The organism is [Pantoea] beijingensis, from assembly GCF_022647505.1.
Classification (GTDB): domain Bacteria; phylum Pseudomonadota; class Gammaproteobacteria; order Enterobacterales; family Enterobacteriaceae; genus Erwinia; species Erwinia beijingensis.
This window is the reverse complement of record NZ_CP071409.1, coordinates 99,419-114,294: the sequence shown is the minus strand read 5'-3', so window position 1 is coordinate 114,294 and position 14,876 is coordinate 99,419. Positions and strand designations below refer to the sequence as shown.

15 protein-coding genes are annotated in these 14,876 nt (G+C 48.5%); 6 read left to right on the top strand and 9 right to left on the bottom strand.

What is annotated here, in order from left to right:
• Positions 1–192: 192 nt before the first annotated feature.
• The 5 genes from J1C60_RS00525 to J1C60_RS00505 all read right to left on the bottom strand — a co-directional run bounded on the left by J1C60_RS00525 (position 193) and on the right by J1C60_RS00505 (position 3,403).
• Entirely contained in the window at positions 193–957 is a 765-nt protein-coding gene (locus J1C60_RS00525; RefSeq protein WP_128175071.1) for a molybdopterin-dependent oxidoreductase, read from the bottom strand.
• The gene (locus J1C60_RS00520; protein ID WP_128175073.1) at positions 950–1,570 is read right to left on the bottom strand and encodes a cytochrome b/b6 domain-containing protein; all 621 of its coding nucleotides are present in this window, start codon (positions 1,568–1,570) and stop codon (positions 950–952) included. The genes J1C60_RS00525 and J1C60_RS00520 overlap by 8 nt, the downstream gene beginning before the upstream one ends.
• A 15-nt stretch (positions 1,571–1,585) precedes the next feature.
• Entirely contained in the window at positions 1,586–2,209 is a 624-nt protein-coding gene (locus tag J1C60_RS00515; protein ID WP_128175075.1) for a hypothetical protein, read from the bottom strand.
• Positions 2,210–2,399: 190 nt separating this feature from the next.
• Positions 2,400–2,828 carry an organic hydroperoxide resistance protein gene (locus tag J1C60_RS00510; protein ID WP_128175077.1) on the bottom strand — a complete coding sequence of 143 codons (429 nt, stop codon included), beginning with the start codon at positions 2,826–2,828 and terminating at the stop codon, positions 2,400–2,402.
• 116 nt (positions 2,829–2,944) lie between these two features.
• Complete coding sequence (locus J1C60_RS00505) at positions 2,945–3,403, bottom strand: MarR family winged helix-turn-helix transcriptional regulator (RefSeq protein ID WP_128175079.1); 459 nt, start codon at positions 3,401–3,403, stop codon at positions 2,945–2,947.
• A gap of 63 nt (positions 3,404–3,466) precedes the next feature.
• On the opposite strand from J1C60_RS00505, the gene J1C60_RS00500 reads away from it, so the two are divergent.
• Positions 3,467–4,048 (top strand): HD domain-containing protein, encoded by a 582-nt coding sequence (locus J1C60_RS00500; RefSeq protein ID WP_375139775.1) that lies wholly within the window; start codon positions 3,467–3,469, stop codon positions 4,046–4,048.
• A 67-nt stretch (positions 4,049–4,115) separates the two neighbouring features.
• Here J1C60_RS00500 and J1C60_RS00495 read toward each other — a convergent pair whose 3' ends face one another.
• The 3 genes from J1C60_RS00495 to J1C60_RS00485 form a co-directional block, all read right to left on the bottom strand.
• Positions 4,116–4,412, bottom strand: coding sequence for an HTH-type transcriptional regulator (locus J1C60_RS00495; RefSeq protein WP_128175082.1), 297 nt, complete (start codon positions 4,410–4,412; stop codon positions 4,116–4,118).
• 430 nt (positions 4,413–4,842) lie between these two features.
• Complete coding sequence (locus J1C60_RS00490) at positions 4,843–6,585, bottom strand: autotransporter outer membrane beta-barrel domain-containing protein (RefSeq protein WP_235859145.1); 1,743 nt, start codon at positions 6,583–6,585, stop codon at positions 4,843–4,845.
• A 300-nt stretch (positions 6,586–6,885) separates the two neighbouring features.
• Positions 6,886–7,404 carry a hypothetical protein gene (locus J1C60_RS00485; RefSeq protein ID WP_128175084.1) on the bottom strand — a complete coding sequence of 173 codons (519 nt, stop codon included), beginning with the start codon at positions 7,402–7,404 and terminating at the stop codon, positions 6,886–6,888.
• A 603-nt stretch (positions 7,405–8,007) separates the two neighbouring features.
• On the opposite strand from J1C60_RS00485, the gene J1C60_RS00480 reads away from it, so the two are divergent.
• The 5 genes from J1C60_RS00480 to J1C60_RS00460 all read left to right on the top strand — a co-directional run bounded on the left by J1C60_RS00480 (position 8,008) and on the right by J1C60_RS00460 (position 13,546).
• Positions 8,008–8,721: a DUF3053 domain-containing protein gene (locus tag J1C60_RS00480; protein WP_128175086.1), complete on the top strand. Its 714-nt coding sequence runs from the start codon at positions 8,008–8,010 to the stop codon at positions 8,719–8,721.
• Positions 8,722–9,286: 565 nt separating this feature from the next.
• Positions 9,287–11,215 (top strand): PTS mannitol transporter subunit IICBA, encoded by a 1,929-nt coding sequence (locus J1C60_RS00475; protein ID WP_128175088.1) that lies wholly within the window; start codon positions 9,287–9,289, stop codon positions 11,213–11,215.
• A gap of 145 nt (positions 11,216–11,360) precedes the next feature.
• Positions 11,361–12,509 (top strand): mannitol-1-phosphate 5-dehydrogenase, encoded by a 1,149-nt coding sequence (gene mtlD, locus J1C60_RS00470; protein ID WP_128175089.1) that lies wholly within the window; start codon positions 11,361–11,363, stop codon positions 12,507–12,509.
• A 63-nt stretch (positions 12,510–12,572) separates the two neighbouring features.
• Complete coding sequence (mtlR, locus tag J1C60_RS00465) at positions 12,573–13,118, top strand: mannitol operon repressor MtlR (protein ID WP_128175091.1); 546 nt, start codon at positions 12,573–12,575, stop codon at positions 13,116–13,118.
• A 65-nt stretch (positions 13,119–13,183) separates the two neighbouring features.
• Positions 13,184–13,546 (top strand): YibL family ribosome-associated protein, encoded by a 363-nt coding sequence (locus tag J1C60_RS00460; RefSeq protein ID WP_128175092.1) that lies wholly within the window; start codon positions 13,184–13,186, stop codon positions 13,544–13,546.
• Positions 13,547–13,777: 231 nt separating this feature from the next.
• On the opposite strand, the gene J1C60_RS00455 is transcribed toward J1C60_RS00460, so the two are convergent.
• Complete coding sequence (locus J1C60_RS00455) at positions 13,778–14,848, bottom strand: sugar ABC transporter substrate-binding protein (protein ID WP_128175094.1); 1,071 nt, start codon at positions 14,846–14,848, stop codon at positions 13,778–13,780.
• Positions 14,849–14,876: the final 28 nt, after the last annotated feature.

Here is a 14,876-nt window from a genome sequence, read left to right as displayed (position 1 = left end):
AAAAAAGGGCGATACCCCTGCTGAAACCGGTGAAATCTCTGGAAAGGTTGCGCTCACCCGTTAGGGAAATCAACAGAAAATGCTTTGCACAGGACATGCAATGGCAATGGCAATGGCAATGGCAATGGCAAAAAACTCAACCGAACCCATTTTGTCTCCGATTAGAACCGTATCATATCGGCAAGAATGAAGTTAAATACCGCTAAACCAGTTATAGCCCTGATCTTCCCAGTATCCACCCGGATTCTGATCCGTGACAAAAATTGCCGCAATATGTTTTGGGTTCTTGAAACCCAACTTTGTTGGAACTCGCAAACGTAGTGGATAACCGAAATCAGGTGGCAGTGGCTTGTTGTCAAAATCCAGCGCAAGAATCGTTTGTGGGTGTAACGCCGTAGCCATATCGATGCTGGAGTAGTAACGATCGTCACACTTAAAGCCAACATACTTTGCCTTTAAATCAGCCCCCACATGCTGCAACAGGATCTTGAGTGGGACACCACTCCATTGGCCAATCGCACTCCAGCCTTCAATACAAATTAAGCGCGTAATTTGGCTACTTTGCGGCAGTCGTTGCAATTGTTCCAGTGTCCACGACGATTTCTTGGCTACTTTTCCTGATACCTCAAGCCGGTAATTGGGGATATCAATTTCCGGTACATTGTATTCAGGATAAAAAGCATTAAAGCGAAACGGGCGGGTGATTTGATCTTCACTGTAAGTCTGGGCCAGCTTTTCACCGCTGAATAACCACGCCTGTACGCGATCATTCCAGTGCGACATCGCCCACAGCACCTTATCAACCTGGTCGCCATCTTGTAGGTTACAGCCAGTGAGCATCGATACCGCGCCGAGAGTCAGCCCGGATCGCAGCAGGAAACGCCGTTCAAGATTTACCAGTTGTTTGCGTTGTGCAGGTTCAAGGATTATTTTGGGACGCCTGGATTGCTTACTCATCTGCGGGTTCCTTGCGTCGTCCGCCGGTGATCATCGCGGGCAATGTTTTCGGCACCAGTAACACCATCAGTAAGTGCACAATGACAAAAAGCAACACACCGCTCATGGCAAAAAAATGGACATAGCGCGCGATATCAAAACCTCCCAATAACATGACTAACCCACTGAACTGTACAGGCTTCCATATTGACAGGCCAGAAAGCACCAACAACAATCCCAGCAGCAGTACGCCGAGATACATGACTTTCTGCACCGCATTATAGTGTCCTGCCCGGTGTACCAGGCTGAACGTTAATGCCTGACGCATATCACGCCATACTGAAGCAACGCTAACGGGGAAAAAACGCTCTTTGAAATGACCACTACAGAGTCCCCAGAGCAGGTAAATCAGACCATTTGCCGCCAGTAGCCACATCACCGCCAGATGCCATGCGATATTGCCCCCCAGCCAGCCTCCCACCGTCATTACTTGCGGGAACGTGAAATCAAAAAGCGGCGAGGCATTATAAATGCCCCACCCACTCATCATCATGCCAACCATCACTAGCACATTAATCCAGTGACACACTCTCAATGGCCACGGATGCAGCACCTTTTTAGCGGATGATCGCATGATGGACTCCCGTGATTACATCGGTGGCGTCAAGCCATCTTTACCCGCAGAGATACCGCGAGCAACCAACGCACCTTTATCGTCTTTCATGGTAAACAACACCACTTTGGTGCCGGGTTTCAGTAATGCCTTATTACCCGGCTCAATCAGCACCACAGGCACATCATCCGGTACAACCACCGTTTTTTCTTTATCCTGATACTTCACCGTCAGCGTTCTACCATTGGTATTAACCAGCTTGCCTACGGTGCCATTCGTCATGGTATTCACTTTTCCGTCAGCAGATTCAAACGGGTTAAAACCTTCACCTGAGCCACGCAAGCTGGGCGCAAATACATGCACTTCCAGCGCTTTCAGCGTGCCGTTGGCCTGCGGCACCGCCGCTGTACCAATAAAGCTATCAGGTTTGATATCGCTCATGGTGGCTTTACTGATGCTGTTAACTTTAGTTTGATCGGTCAGGCCTACCGTCATTTTCTCACCCTGCCGAGTCGTAATTTGCAGAGCGCTGTCGGTAACCGAATCAATGGTCGCGCGCGTGGGTTTAATAATTGAATCAGCGGGTGCCGCCGCAGCGACCGCGCCAAAACTCAGTAATAACGTGCCCATTAATAAATGGGTGAAACGATGCTTAATCATTTGGCTCTCCGGAGTGTGCTAAAACTTAGCATGCTAATTAAGAATAATAATGTGCAGAAAAATGGCGAGTTAAATAGCTGAAAAGAGTGTGATAAAACATTTCCGGACAGACGGCACTCACGCCTCTGAATCTTAGGGAAAGCAGACCTGAACATCATGAGACGGAGCCAGCACGCTGGCCCCTGCAAACTTAGTTGATGATGTTCAAGGTGACATCGATATTATTACGCGTAGCGTTAGAGTACGGGCAAACGATATGCGCCGCATCCACCAATTTACGCGCGTCCTCTTTGTCCATGCCAGGCAGATGGATATTCAGCGTAGCTTCAATACCGAAACCCGTTGGCAATGGACCGATGCCGACTTCACCTTCAATAAACGTATCTTTAGGAATGTTAAATTTATCGCGCCCAGCCACAAACTTCAGCGCACCGAGGAAACAGGCTGAATAACCCGCAGCAAAAAGCTGCTCCGGATTAGTCACTTCGCCACCGGCCCCGCCCATCTCTTTTGGCACACCCAGCTTAACGTCCAGTACACCGTCTGAAGAGATCGCGCGGCCATCGCGACCACCGGTTGCTTTAGCTTTTGCACGATATACAACTTTTTCTAGTGACATAACGTATTTCCTTTCTGTAAGTGGATAGCCCTTACGGGCATAATTTAGTGCGATTAAATCGCGAACTACTTTTATAGCGTAAACCAGCATTCATGAATGAGCATCAAAACATGTGACTATTCGCTAAGGTTATCGCGCAGTGTTTCTAACTGTTTTTTTAAGTTAATCAACGTATCGCTATCACAAGCCGATGCACAACGCACAGAATCAGGAATGCCGCGCGCTTTTTTACGCAGCGTTCGCCCTTCCGCCGTTAACGTCACAATCACCTGACGCTCATCCTGGCGCGAACGCTGCCGCTGCAGCAGTCCGGCGCTCTCAAGCCGTTTTAATAGCGGTGTTAAAGTTGCAGAGTCCAAAAAAAGCCGTTCACCAATATCTGAAACGGTAACATCATCACGCTCCCACAGCACCATCATCACCAAATATTGCGGATAGGTGAGTTCAAGCGGTGCCAGCAGTTGCCGATATAGCTTATGCAACTTGAGGTTAGCCGAGTAAAGTGCGAAACAGAGCTGCTGATCAAGCAACAGTGGCGCGTCTTTCTCTTTTTTGCCATCTTGGTAAGTAGTCATACGGTTCAACATAAATAGCGCGCTATATAATTGCAAGTTTTTTTGCGCAGGAGACGAGTATTGATGCAACCACTGGAAGATCAAGCGCGCCGCTATGCGACAAAGGCCCATTCTGCCGTTAACCAACGCCGAAAATACACTGACGAACCCTATATCGTACATCCGGCGGCGGTGGCCGAACTGGTACGCAGCGTGACCGATAACGAAACGATGCTGGCGGCTGCATGGCTGCATGATACGGTCGAGGATACTGCCAGCACATTGGGAGATATCGAGAGCCACTTTGGCCATGAAGTCGCGCAACTGGTAGAAATGCTGACGGATAATCCGCAGCCTGCCGCGAAAAATCGCGCTGCGCGTAAAGTGGCCCATTTTCGCCATACAGCAACGGCTTCACCAGCGGCACAAACCATTAAACTTGCTGATATCATTGATAATACTCGCTCAATTATTTATTACGATGCCAGCTTTGCACGCATCTATCTGGTTGAGAAACGCGTGCAGTTAACGCTATTAACGGCAGGAAATGCTGAACTATGGCGGCAGGCTAACACCATTATTGAAAAAGGCATCCGGCAGCTGACTTTGCCACCTTACAATATGTTGCCAGCGTGGTTTGAGCGCCAGACCGCTAAATATTGTTGAGGTCCGACCGAGAACAATGCTTTGCCACAATAAATAAACCCGCCAGCGCGGCGGGTTACTTAATACCTTATTCCAGTAATTGTCGCCCCAGCGTTGGATTAGCGTGGAGCAAACGCATTAGCTTTTGCGCAGTGCCTGAGGGCTTGGTGCGCTTAGCTTCCCAACTTTTTACCGAAGATGCACTGACTCCCATCACCCGCGCAAATTCTTCGATCTGCATGCCGGTAATTTCGCGTAGCCGTTGCGGTTCCGGGATCTCTACTGGCTTTGCCTGTACGGCGGATGAGTTTCTGACAACGCTGCGTTTCAAAACAATCTGTTCCAGACTATTCAACAGCTCAAACATAGGATCTTTATTTTCCATCGAGAACTCCTCACAACTCACAATGAATAATGTGATCGGGGCAGAGGCAAGAGTCAAAAAGGTAGACTCGGAATACTGGTGAGCCGCGCTGAAAAATTTACGTTATTGACGTCGCCATGACAGCGCAAAAAAACACCAGGATCCTAAGTATTAGATGAAACGCGGCGTTTTGCGCCAGTTTTTTTGACTATTTTTTAATACTGCCTGACGTTGATTATTTAAGTAATTGATCGAGCTCAGATACGGCTAATTCGCTGTCGGGGGGAACTCACCAGACAAATTATCCACATGGATAAAGGAAGAGGTGGGTATGCTGCAGGGATAATGGATGGGGATGAATCCCCATCCAGGAGAGCGGTACTCATTACCGCTGGCTGACTTCGTCCAGCTCATGATAACGGGTACCGCAAACCCATAGACCGCATGGATTTTATTTGAAGTTGTATTTAATACCGATCATCGCAGCCGAGTCATTGTAACCATGATTACCGAGTTGCGTGCCCACATTACCCCACACATTCAACTGAGGGTTAATCATGCCTTCCACACCGGTTTTCAGTTCGCCTGTATTTTTCGCGCCCGCCTGACGAATCGTCATACCATCAACTTGGGTTGCGAAATCACGCGTATTATGGATCCAGTTGACTTCAACAAACGGCTGAAACGTTCTTCCTTTTCCGTTATCCGTCGCATCATGGCTTTTAAGGAAGGTACGAACACCGAGCCGGGTTTGTACATTATCATTCCCTTTGCCGGTAACGCGCGTTCCGTTAGCTTCCTGATGATCGTTAGCCTTCACACCCATCCAGATTGCCTGAGGTTGAGGTTGAATAAACCATTCAACAGTCGTGCCTTTGCTGCCAGTATACTCGTTGAGTTTACTGGTATACCCGGTTTCCAGTGAAGCTGTGATCCCTTTAGAATTGTAGGATTCACTCTGAATCCCATCGCCTTTTACCGTATTGCGGAACCAGTTGTACTGCACCCAGCTATCAAGATAGGTACCTTGATGAGTTTCATCATTCTGATACCAGGTAGCATACAGGCCAGCATTATAACCTTTGACCGATCCCTTAGAACGATAACCTGATACCGATGAGTCGGTGTTACTGCTGTTATGCCCATAGCCCGTCATCACGCCAAGGTGCCAACGATCAAGACCATCATCGCCCCAACGAGCAATGTCGCCACCTAACTGTACGACATAACGATTTCCCGTGGTTTTTAACTGGCTGCTACTATCGTGCCAGCTATTATGACCGCCGACCTGTCGCATCCACATACTGGTTACTTTCTGCTCTCCGCTCAGTGCATCAATATACTGAGGCTCACCCAGACGATCGTGCAGACGAGTAATAAACATGGTATTCGCCGCAGCCAGGTTGGCAGTATAGCTGCCTGGTTCCGGTCTCAGGGTCTTCGTACCCGGCTCAGTTGGTTTAACTGGCTCAGTTGGTTTCGTCGGCTCGGTTGGTTTCGTCGGCTCAGTTGGCCCGGTTTCAGGATTAGGATGCGAAGGGGTGCCTAAGAGACTGGTTAAATACCAATTATTTGTATTTTTCCCTGAAGCATCGCCATTTTGTAGATGATACTCATAAGCGCCCGCGACGATACGTCCTTTCTGAATAAAGGCATCTTCGGTAGAAGACCCCGTTTCAATGATTTTAATTCCCTCTAAAGTCTTCGCACCCGTTCCCTGATTATTGTTCACCGTGACATTCGTCTTGCCTGATGCATGCCCCGTAATTTGCAGCAGATCGGTCGGACTATTATCATCTCCTAACGTCGTTGATAAAATCAGGTCAGCATCTTTCCCGGTATAATCACCCGTAAGCGTCAACACATGGGTTCCGCAATCATTACAATCACTTAATACCAGAGCGCCAGCGTTATTAAAATTGCCTTCCATCCGGGCAGTGCGAGCCGAAGGTAACAATGAAACAACACCGTCATTTCTTATATCTTTGTCAGCAATCCAATTGCTTCCATCACGTAATGCTAATGTACTGGATGCTAAAATATTGATGTCACCAACATGCGCATCACCTTCATTTCTAAATAACGTAGCAGTGCTACCCTCTCCGATGGTGATCGACGATTTTTCACTACCGTCGATATTCCCTTTGACTTCCGGGTTCGCTGTTACGGCGGCATCAGAATGATGCAAAGTCAAGCTGGCATCGTTCAGTAAAACATTTCCAGCCAGTAAGCCGGCGTTATCAATACCATTGGTGATAACGCCATTCTGGTTATTAATAGCGCTTACATTACCTTGAATAGTTCCCGTGTTTTTTATCGAGCCAATCGTTACAGCATTCGATATACCGGCGGTCTTAGCAATGATGCGGCCTGACTGGTTATTGATGATATTTCCTGCAGTTACAGCCGGATGGGCTTTATCCTCAGAAGTAACAATCCCGGCAACGTTTCCATTTATTTCACCATTATTTTCAATTAAATCAAAGGCATATAATTAAATGCCATAATGTTTATTTCCGCGAATAACGCCATTGTTATTTATATGATGAATTGTTGGGGTGCTTTTATCCGAAAGAAAAGTGATAGTATCGCCCAGCGAGTTGATTCCTGATAATTCACCAATAATAACGCCATCATTATTAATCGTGTCAATCACAGCTCCGTTATAAATTCCTGAGTCAGTACCCATGATATGGCCGGACTTATTATTATTAATAACACCGATTCTTCCGACCGTAACTTCACCCGTGCCAGGATCAAAGCCTAACTCATTGGAGATAGCCGACCCCCCCTTCAGGGAAAAGGCATTATTAATAGCCTTGACGTCTTCACCAAAAAACGTCAGCACTGCAAGACCGCCTGCATCCGAATCCGACAGAAAGGTATATTCTCCATCGTTTACGGTATAAGGTAGATCCGCTGCAACCGCACCACCCGATAAGGCAAGGGAAACCAGGCAGGCAATAGTATTTCTTTTTCTTTTGTTTATAACGTTGCTGTTTAAAACTAACATTCTAATATTCCAGGAATAATTATTTACTGTGTATAGTGACTGCTACAGAAATATCTAAATATCCATCTCAATTTCTCTTCGCTGAAAATATTGCACAACGAATTACCCAGACGCTTGCAGGGAAAAATTAAGACGGGGGAATCTGTAGGTACAGACTTAAATGGTAAGCTATTGTTTAATTAGTATTTTTTCATAAGCAGATGAGAAGCAAAATCAATACACCCGCAGCAGGAAGTATACCCGAAAAATAGCCTCATAATTTTTAGTGATAATCGGTAAGTGTTTTTAGCGCTCCTTTTACTTACTTTGTCCTTGTGGATTTTCAAAAGCGGTGAAATTTGACATAAATCAAAGAAAGAAACATCAGCAGTGGCATTTTTATAAAAAGTATGAGTCAAGAAATAAAAACACCTCTGTCATTTGTGGCATACAGACTCACTTACTGAGTAATATCGGAACGCTCACACAACCCCATGAGACACCTGCAACGTGAAATATGACGAGTATAAGCCAATGCAATAGACTATCCTGTAGCGGCAGCTAACGGTGCTGTTGATAAGCTTTTTCAGGTGGTTAGGCCTTCTCAATGACAGGAGTTTATTTATGGCGGCAGGAATCTCCCGCGTATGGACACGTTTGTGGGTGCCATTGACGGCACTATTGCTGGTTTTCCAGCTTACCGGCTGTGGTGATAAAGAGCCGGATCAGCGTAAAGCCTTTATTGATTTTCTGCAGAATACCGTGATGCGCAGCGGCGAACATTTACCCAGCCTCAGCGAAGATCAGAAGCAGAAATTTGGCAATTACGTCAGTGATTATGCAATCCTGTATGGATTCTCACAGCAGGCTAACAAAGCCGTTGAGGCCGGATTAAAACCGGTTGTTGATGAGCTTAACGCAATCCGTATGCCACAGGATTATCTGTCGCATCGTGATAGCCTGCGTCAGGCCAGTGGTTCATTGAACGTACTGGCGCAGCAAATTCAAAGCGCCAAAAGTCAGGCAGATACCAGTAAAGCTGCGCTTAAACAGCCGGAAGATCTACAATCGGTCTATAACAACGTTTATACGCGCGTGGTAACGCAACCTGCAGATGCACTGACACCCCTACTTCCAGCGCTGCAATCGCTGAGTCAGGATGTTATCCAGGCCGGTGATTATCTACAGCAACAGGGATCGAATGTCAGTTTTAACAATGGCGGCATTCAATTCCAGACGCGCGATCAGGTCGCTCAGTACAATACGATTATGAGCAATCTTTCGACAAAGGGTGATGCATTGGCTCAGGCGCAACGCGCACTGCAAAACGGTTTTTAAACTTTCCATCGTAACGTCATCCGCCGCCATGTTGACCACTGATAACGGCGGCGGTTGAGCGTACGCACTTCCGACCGATAAACGCGTTATTTTCGCGAACGATCACAGAGCCGAACGTCATCGGCTCTTATTCATTCTGCGTGGTTTTTGCTACAAAGCGCGTAAGAAAATTACAGTGCATCATTTCACGACGTCCCCAAATCGGCAATTTGTGATTCGCCGCATTTTCAACCAAAAATATTTTGTGACACACATCACATTTCAATAACAAAAAGGAAAGATGAAAAGGTGACTAACATCACATTTAGGCCTTGTTTAAGCGCAAATAATAATCAGCGTCGTTTTTTTACACTATTTTTATGTGATCAATGTCACTAAATACCCCCCATAGTGCCACGCAATAGTGTGATATGAATCACACTAAACCACCTCACTACGCAGCGTCATATTGGCATGCTAAAGTCCGCGTACAACAGTCATATCGACGGCTCCCCGCCGTGACATCGCAAACAAAAATCAACGCGCTCTCTTATTTGTCAGCGCGTAACAATAAGGGGTGTGTTTTATGTCTTCATCAGTGAAGGTCAAAGTTCAGAGCTTTGGTCGCTTTCTGAGCAACATGGTGATGCCAAATATCGGGGCGTTTATCGCCTGGGGTATCATCACAGCACTGTTCATTCCAACCGGTTGGCTGCCAAACGAAAGTATGGCAAAACTGGTTGGTCCAATGATTACCTACCTGCTACCGTTACTGATTGGTTTTACCGGTGGCCGTTTAGTCGGTGGCGATCGTGGCGGCGTAGTGGGTGCCATCACCACGATGGGGGTTATCGTGGGTGCCGACATGCCGATGTTCCTTGGCTCCATGATTGCCGGGCCATTAGGCGGCTGGGCCATCAAGTCTTTTGACCGTGTGGTTGACGGTAAAATCAAAAGCGGCTTTGAGATGCTGGTTAACAACTTCTCTGCCGGAATCATCGGTATGTTGTTGGCTATCCTCGCCTTCCTTGCCATTGGTCCATTAGTTGAAGGGTTATCACACCTGCTCGCTGCTGGCGTGAACCTGATGGTGCAGAACAATCTGTTACCGCTAACGTCAATCTTTGTCGAACCGGCAAAAATCCTGTTCCTCAATAACGCGATAAACCACGGTATCTTCTCTCCGCTGGGCATTCAACAGGCGAGTGAAGCCGGTAAGTCGATCTTCTTCCTGATCGAAGCTAACCCAGGTCCAGGTTTAGGCGTGCTGATCGCGTATATGATCTTTGGTCGCGGTAATGCGAAGCAATCTGCGGGTGGCGCTGCCATTATTCACTTCCTGGGCGGCATCCACGAGATTTACTTCCCCTATGTTCTGATGAGCCCACGTCTGATTATTGCGGTAATTTTAGGTGGTATGACCGGCGTCTTTACCCTGACGCTGTTAAACGGCGGCCTGGTTTCTCCGGCCTCGCCAGGCTCTATCCTGGCGGTGCTGGCCATGACGCCAAAAGGGGCTTACTTCGCTAACATTGCCGCTATCGTCGCTGCCTTTGCCGTCTCCTTTGTCATCTCCTGTATCCTGCTGAAAACCAGCAAGGTCAAAGATGAGGATGATATTGAAGCAGCAACCCGCCGCATGCAGGATATGAAAGCAACCGCAAAAGGTCAGAGCCCTGTGGCAGGCCAAACGGCTGACGGCCTGAACAGCGATCTGAGCCACGTACGTAAAATCATTGTGGCCTGTGATGCCGGGATGGGTTCCAGTGCCATGGGTGCTGGCGTGCTGCGTAAAAAAGTCAACGATGCTGGCCTTAGCAATATTTCCGTCACCAACTCTGCGATCAACAGCTTACCCGGTGACGTTGACCTGGTGATTACACACCGTGACCTTACTGAACGTGCGATGCGTCAAGCACCACACGCACAGCATATTTCGCTGAGCAATTTTCTGGATAGCGGACTTTACACCGACCTCACTGCGCGTCTGGTAGAAGCCAACCGCAGCGCAGATAATCGTCAGAAAGTTGACGCTGCACTGGGTGACAGTTTTGATGACGGCCAGGATCACCTGTTTAAATTAACGGCAAGCAATATTTTCCTTGGCCAACACGCCACCGAAAAGGAGCAGGCCATCCGCTTCGCCGGTGAGCAACTGGTTAAGGGCGGTTACGTTGAGCCGGAATATGTTGAAGCCATGCTGGATCGTGAAAAGCTAACGCCAACCTATCTCGGTGAATCTATCGCAGTACCACACGGCACCATTGAAGCAAAAGATCGCGTGCTGAAAACCGGCGTAGTGTTCTGCCAGTATCCTGAAGGCGTTCGCTTCGGTGAAGATGAAGATGACATTGCCCGACTGGTAATCGGTATAGCGGCACGAAATAACGAGCATATCCAGGTAATTACCAGCCTGACTAATGCACTTGATGATGAAAGCGTGATCGAGAAACTGGCCAGCACCACCAGCGTACAAGAAGTACTGGACCTGCTGGCAGGTAAACCGTCCGCCTAATCTCACCCCCTGCTTCAGCCTGTCCTTTATGGGCCACAGCCTGAAGCAGACCGGGTAGCTATCCATTCGTAGGGGCCGGGAATGCCCGGCCCTTTTTTTCGGGTCAGGCATACCTGATCCCTGCGTAATGTCTATAGGTATCATTATGAAAGCTCTACATTTTGGCGCAGGTAATATTGGCCGAGGCTTTATTGGTAAATTGCTGGCAGATGCTGGTATCGAACTGGTGTTCGCCGATGTCAATCAGGCGGTGCTGGATGCACTTAACGCCCGCCATGAGTATCCGGTTCATGTGGTGGGTGAAAATGCTCAGGTTGAGACGGTGAAAGGCGTTAGCGCCGTCAATAGTACAAGCGATGACGTGATTGCCCTGATTGCTGAGGTTGATATCGTTACCACGGCGGTTGGCCCACAGATCCTGGAACGCATCGCCGGAAGCGTTGCCAAAGGGCTGGCCAAACGCAGTGATAACGGTAATACCCGCCCATTAAATATCATCGCCTGTGAAAATATGGTGCGCGGCACCAGCCAACTGAAACAGCATGTACTCAAAGCCCTGCCGGAAACATACCACGCATGGGCTGAGCAAAATATCGGCTTCGTTGACTCTGCCGTCGATCGTATCGTGCCACCCTCCGCCGCCGGAACCACTGATGTACTGGAAGTGACCGTGGAAACCTTCAGCGAATGGATTGTGGACAAAACACAGTTTAAAGGCACGCTGCCGACGATTGCCGGTATGGAGCTGACAGATAATTTGATGGCCTTTGTTGAACGCAAGCTGTTCACCCTTAACACCGGGCATGCCATCACTGCTTACCTTGGCCAGTTAGCGGGCCATCAGACTATTCGCGATGCCATTCTTAATGAAAACATCCATGCAGTGGTAAAAGGGGCGATGCAGGAGAGCGGTGAAGTACTGATTAAGCGCTATGGCTTTGATGCCACTAAGCACGCCGCCTATATCGAAAAAATCCTCAGCCGTTTTGAAAACCCGTATCTGCATGATGATGTTGAACGCGTGGGACGGCAGCCACTGCGCAAGCTGAGCGCGGGCGATCGCCTGATCAAACCGATCTTAGGTACGCTCGAGTATGACTTACCACACGATAATCTGGTCCAGGGTATCGCTGCAGCCATGCACTACCGTAGTACCCAGGACCCGCAAGCACAGGAATTAGTGGAACTGCTGGAGAAGCAGGGACCACAGGCCACACTGGCCCAGATTTCTGGTCTGGATGCAAATAGCGACGTTGTTGCCGCAGTGGTGAAGGCCTACAACGCCATGCCATAATGCGCGCGCTTCCGACGCCTTCGGTGAGCATAAAGGGCACGGCTCTGCCGTGCCCTGAGCGTGATGACAGATATGCAGGCAATAATGGAAGAGAAGCAGGCTTTTGAAAATCAGGTGCTTGAACGCCTGAATGCCGGAGGCTCGGTGAGAAGTTTTTTGATCGCCGCAGTGGAGCTTTTGGCAGAAGCGGTTAATATCCTGGTGATTCAGGTGTTTCGCAAGGACGATTATGCAGTGAAATACGCTGTTGAGCCGTTATTACTGGGTGATGGCCCGCTGGGAGAACTTTCGGTTCGCCTGAAGTTGATTTACGGGCTGGGAGTGATCAATCGTAATGAATATGAAGATTGCGAATTATTGATGGCGCTACGTGAGGAGTTAAACCACGACGGCAACGACTATCATTTCACTGACGACGAGATTCTCGGGCCTTTTGGCGAACTGCATTGCGTTGCTGAACTGCCGTCACCGCCGCAGTTTATCAGCGAAGATGCCGATTTGCTTGCTATGCAACGGCAGCGCTATCAGCAGGTCGTCCGCTCAACCATGGTGCTTTCTCTCACTGAACTCATCTCTCGCATTAGCCTTAAACAGGCTTTCAAAAAGTAACGCCGCGAAATGAACCATTTTCGTGTATCCTTTGCCGCATAGCGTCAATTTACTGGATAATTAACATGAAAGAGCTGGAAAAAGCGGAAATCAAACGACTAAGCGATCGGCTTGATGCCCTCAATCATAAAGAGCCTCTGCTGCTGGAATCCGGCGATGCAGAAAAACTCGGCGAATTGCTGAAAGAAAAAGAGAAGCTGGTGAGTGAGATCGAGCGTCTGAAGGATGCCCGTGAACAGAAGCTGAGTAAAGAAGCCCAGAAGTTACAACAGTTACCGTTCAGCCGGGCAATTACCAAAAAAGAACAGGCTGATTTAGGTACCCTGAAGAAAAGCGTACGCGGTATTGTAGTCGTGCACCCTATGACGGCACTAGGCCGTGAAATGGGCCTGAAAGAGATGACAGGCTTCGCCAAAAAAGCATTTTAAGGTGCAGTAATCGCCCAGGTCCGTGCCGGGCTTAGCATTCTGTTCCGCCTTACAGATAACCAGGCAGGGCCAGTTAGCGTTGGCCCTGCACCCGCACTCTTCGACCACCTTCTCCCCCTCCACGGACTCAGCCGAAAAGGCTTATTTACAGAGAGTTCGGTAATCTTACTTGCGAACGACGTTGCCATTAAATCTGCATTAGCAGGGCCGGCACGCGTGCAGCCCCTGATGCTACTTCTTATATTTCGCTTCTAAAGTTGCAAACCACGGGGCAACAAAATCATTGCTCTGTCCCCAGCCGGGTATGATTTTGCTCAATGAAGCAACGTTAACACCACCGGATTGGCTGGTTAACAGTGTCTGAGGAATCGCCGCAGCCTTAAACTCATAGCTGGCTGGCGTGGCCTCACCGGCAATTTTATTGGCGATCAAACGCATATTCACCGCACCAATCAGCCCGGTATCCACCGCCACACTATTGACCCAAGGGCTTTTCGGCTCACGCATCAGTTGCAGATCCTGATTGGAAATATCAATGCTATAGAGCTTAATCTCAGTACGCCCATTTTCCTGCAATGCTTTATAAGCCCCCTGACTAAAGGCGTCCCAGGTTCCCCAAATGGCATCGATCTTTCCTTTAGGATACTTCGCAAGAATCGCCCCCACTTTATTGGCGGTGTCACCCTGCACATCCGAAGAAACGGCACCAATAGATTCCAGTTGATGGATCTCCGGCCAGTTCTTTTGTAACGTTTCAAATTCCGCCTGCCGACGTTCCATTGCCGGAAATCCACCAACCCATAGCTTGACGATATTGGCTTTACCGTTGAAATCCTTCGCGATTTGATTGATGGAAAGCTGGGTCAATGATGCATCATCCTGCTGGGAAACAGTTACGCCGGCAATATCACCTTTCACGGGCGTATCAAAAACCGTCACCTTAATACCGGCATCGGTAATTCGTTTTACCAATTCCGTCGAGTAGGGATCGCGTCCATGGGACAGAATGATGCCGTCATATTTTTGGCCAATGGCCTGATTAACAAAATCCTGGAAACGCGCATCGTCACCGTTACTCAGAAAGGTGCTGACCTTGAAACCCAACTGTCGGCCTTGCTTAATTGCACCGGCAACAAACTGCGTAGTGTTATCGTCAGAACCCAGATTACGAATAATCGCAATACGTATCGGGCCATTATGATTCGCAATCGCCGCCGGTACGGGTGCCAGTGCTTCAGCTGCGAAGACGGGTGTGGCCCCCAACAGGCTCAACGCCAGCAGTGATACGGTAAATGTTTTCATGGTAATCCCTGTTATTCGTGAACAGCGC

Coding starts and splice junctions, on each gene's coding strand:
- J1C60_RS00500 (WP_375139775.1), top strand. CDS start 3,467: ATGCAACCACTGGAAGATCAAGCGCGCCGCTATGCGACAAAGGCCCAT.
- J1C60_RS00520 (WP_128175073.1), bottom strand. CDS start 1,570: ATGCGATCATCCGCTAAAAAGGTGCTGCATCCGTGGCCATTGAGAGTG.
- J1C60_RS00505 (WP_128175079.1), bottom strand. CDS start 3,403: ATGACTACTTACCAAGATGGCAAAAAAGAGAAAGACGCGCCACTGTTG.
- J1C60_RS00495 (WP_128175082.1), bottom strand. CDS start 4,412: ATGGAAAATAAAGATCCTATGTTTGAGCTGTTGAATAGTCTGGAACAG.
- J1C60_RS00510 (WP_128175077.1), bottom strand. CDS start 2,828: ATGTCACTAGAAAAAGTTGTATATCGTGCAAAAGCTAAAGCAACCGGT.
- mtlD (WP_128175089.1), top strand. CDS start 11,361: ATGAAAGCTCTACATTTTGGCGCAGGTAATATTGGCCGAGGCTTTATT.
- J1C60_RS00460 (WP_128175092.1), top strand. CDS start 13,184: ATGAAAGAGCTGGAAAAAGCGGAAATCAAACGACTAAGCGATCGGCTT.
- J1C60_RS00480 (WP_128175086.1), top strand. CDS start 8,008: ATGGCGGCAGGAATCTCCCGCGTATGGACACGTTTGTGGGTGCCATTG.
- mtlR (WP_128175091.1), top strand. CDS start 12,573: ATGACAGATATGCAGGCAATAATGGAAGAGAAGCAGGCTTTTGAAAAT.
- J1C60_RS00455 (WP_128175094.1), bottom strand. CDS start 14,848: ATGAAAACATTTACCGTATCACTGCTGGCGTTGAGCCTGTTGGGGGCC.
- J1C60_RS00485 (WP_128175084.1), bottom strand. CDS start 7,404: ATGTTAGTTTTAAACAGCAACGTTATAAACAAAAGAAAAAGAAATACT.
- J1C60_RS00475 (WP_128175088.1), top strand. CDS start 9,287: ATGTCTTCATCAGTGAAGGTCAAAGTTCAGAGCTTTGGTCGCTTTCTG.
- J1C60_RS00525 (WP_128175071.1), bottom strand. CDS start 957: ATGAGTAAGCAATCCAGGCGTCCCAAAATAATCCTTGAACCTGCACAA.
- J1C60_RS00515 (WP_128175075.1), bottom strand. CDS start 2,209: ATGATTAAGCATCGTTTCACCCATTTATTAATGGGCACGTTATTACTG.